Annotated in this window: 1 protein-coding gene; it reads right to left on the bottom strand. The window is 65.7% G+C overall.

The features are described 5' to 3' along the window. Positions 1-41: 41 nt before the first annotated feature. Positions 42-1,319: an IS256 family transposase gene (locus ACXN5W_RS30295; protein ID WP_473161806.1), complete on the bottom strand. Its 1,278-nt coding sequence runs from the start codon at positions 1,317-1,319 to the stop codon at positions 42-44. Positions 1,320-1,371: the final 52 nt, after the last annotated feature.

Raw genomic sequence — 1,371 nt, 5'->3', positions numbered from 1 at the left:
GGGCCTGTCAAGTTAACGGCTGATCATGGTTGTTGAGGTGGTCAGTGGTTGGCTGGGGTGAGCCGGCCTTCGAAGGCGATCTGGAAGGCGTTCAGGGGTGCCTTCCAGCGCATGGTCCAGCGCCGGCGGCCGGCGCCGGTTGGGTCGAGGCTCATCAACGCCATGTAGACGCACTTCAAGGCGGCTTGCTCGTTTGGGAAGTGGCCGCGGGCGCGGACGGCCTTGCGGATACGGGCGTTGACCGACTCGATCGCGTTGGTGGAGCAGATGACCTTGCGGATCTCGACGTCGAAGGCCAGGAACGGCACGAATTCGGCCCAGGCGTTCTCCCACAGCCTGACGATCGCCGGATACTTACGGCCCCAGGTCTCGGCGAACTCCAGGAAGCGTTCGGTCGCGGCGTCCTCGGTGGGTGCGGTGTAGACCGGCCGCAGCGCTTTGGCGATCTTGTCCCAGTCCTGGCGGCCGGCGTAGCGGAACGAGTTGCGCAGCAGGTGCACCACGCACGTCTGGACGATCGTGCGGGGCCACACCGCCTCCACAGCCTCGGGCAGGCCCTTGAGCCCGTCACAGACCAGCATCAACACGTCCTGGACACCGCGGTTCTTCAACTCGGTGAGCACATGCAGCCAGTGCTTGGCACCCTCACCGCCGTCACCGGCCCAGATGCCGAGGATGTCCCGGTGTCCATCGACGGTGACCGCCATGGCCAGGTAGATCGGCCGGTTCGCGACCTGCCCATCACGGATCTTGACGTTGATGGCGTCGATGAACACGACCGGATACACCCTGTCCAGGGGCCGGTTCTGCCACTCGGCCATGCCGTCCATGACCTTGTCGGTGATGGTGGAGATGGTCTGCTTGGACACCTGCGCGCCGTAGACCTCGGCCAGGTGAGCGGCGATCTCGCCGTGGGTCAGGCCCTTGGCCGACAGCGACAGGACCATGTCGTCGACGCCGGTCAGGCGCCGCTGCCGTTTGCGCACGATCTGCGGCTCGAACGTGCCCGCCGCGTCGCGGGGGACTCGGACCTCGACCGGCCCGACGTCGGTGAGCACCGTCTTGGTCCGGCTGCCGTTACGGGTGTTCCCACTGCCCCGACCCGCCGGATCGTGCTTGTCGTAGCCGACGTGATCGGTGATCTCACCGTCCAGCGCCGATTCGAGGACCCGCTTCGTGAGCTGCTGCAGCAGCCCACCCTCACCGGTCAGCTTCAACCCGTCACCACGAGCCCGATCGACCAGCATCGCGATCAACTGCTCATCCGTGACCACACCCGACGGCTCCACGGCCGGCTGTTCCACGATGGTCTCGGTCATCATCTGGCGTCTCTCCCTTGATCGGTCGATCAGCCGTTATTTGTACAGTCCC

Source organism: Plantactinospora sp. A48, assembly GCF_055793945.1.
This window is presented reverse-complemented; position numbering and strand designations above follow the sequence as displayed.